The organism is Arthrobacter sp. H41 (assembly GCF_000520535.1).
GTDB lineage: Bacteria > Actinomycetota > Actinomycetes > Actinomycetales > Micrococcaceae > Arthrobacter_D.
In genome coordinates, this window is sequence record NZ_KI914799.1 from 7885 (window position 1) to 9140 (window position 1256).

Here is a 1256-nt window from a genome sequence, read left to right on the forward strand (position 1 = left end):
GCCGTCACCTCGTCGAAGCGGGGGGCAAGCGGATCCGTCCGCTCCTGACCATCCTTGCTTCCCACCTCGGCAACCCGACCCGCCCGGAGGTGGTGCAGGCCGCCGTCGTCGTTGAACTGACCCACCTTGCCACGCTCTATCACGACGACGTCATGGACTCCGCTCCCTATCGCCGCGGCGCACCGACGGCCCATGAGGTGTGGGGCAACTCGGTGGCGATCCTGACGGGCGACCTCATTTTTGCGCGTGCGTCGATCCTCGTGTCCGAGCTCGGCGGGGAAGCGCTGGGCATCCAGGCGCGCACGTTCGAGCGACTGTGCCTGGGGCAGCTGCACGAAACCGTGGGACCGCGTGAGGACGAGGACGCCCTGGAGCACTACCTCTCCGTGATCGCCGACAAGACAGGGTCGTTGGTGGCGGCGTCGGGCCAGCTCGGGGCGCTGTTCGCCGACACTCCACAGGAAGTCATCGACGTGATGGTGGCCTATGGCGAGAAGGTGGGAGTCGCGTTCCAGCTAGCCGACGACGTCATCGATGTCACCGGGCTCAAGGTGAAGTCCGGCAAGGCGCCCGGAACCGCAGTTGCTCGGTGCGATCTCGAATTCCGACCCGCTCGCCGATGCCACGAGCCGTCACCTCGTCGAAGCGGGGGGCAAGCGGATCCGTCCGCTCCTGACCATCCTTGCTTCCCACCTCGGCAACCCGACCCGCCCGGAGGTGGTGCAGGCCGCCGTCGTCGTTGAACTGACCCACCTTGCCACGCTCTATCACGACGACGTCATGGACTCCGCTCCCTATCGCCGCGGCGCACCGACGGCCCATGAGGTGTGGGGCAACTCGGTGGCGATCCTGACGGGCGACCTCATTTTTGCGCGTGCGTCGATCCTCGTGTCCGAGCTCGGCGGGGAAGCGCTGGGCATCCAGGCGCGCACGTTCGAGCGACTGTGCCTGGGGCAGCTGCACGAAACCGTGGGACCGCGTGAGGACGAGGACGCCCTGGAGCACTACCTCTCCGTGATCGCCGACAAGACAGGGTCGTTGGTGGCGGCGTCGGGCCAGCTCGGGGCGCTGTTCGCCGACACTCCACAGGAAGTCATCGACGTGATGGTGGCCTATGGCGAGAAGGTGGGAGTCGCGTTCCAGCTAGCCGACGACGTCATCGATGTCACCGGGCTCAAGGTGAAGTCCGGCAAGGCGCCCGGAACCGATCTGCGCGAGGCCGTGCCCACCCTGCCGGTGATCCTTCTGCGGCGGGC

2 protein-coding genes are annotated in these 1256 nt (G+C 67.3%); both read left to right on the forward strand.

Annotated elements, in window-relative coordinates; translation table 11 throughout:
• Positions 1-743: polyprenyl synthetase family protein (locus Y705_RS21870; RefSeq protein ID WP_253908575.1), on the forward strand; the 743-nt coding region annotated here is incomplete at its 5' end.
• The coding region (locus Y705_RS21875) for a polyprenyl synthetase family protein (RefSeq protein WP_253908577.1) at positions 679-1256 on the forward strand (578 nt) is incomplete at its 3' end. The genes Y705_RS21870 and Y705_RS21875, both read left to right, overlap by 65 nt.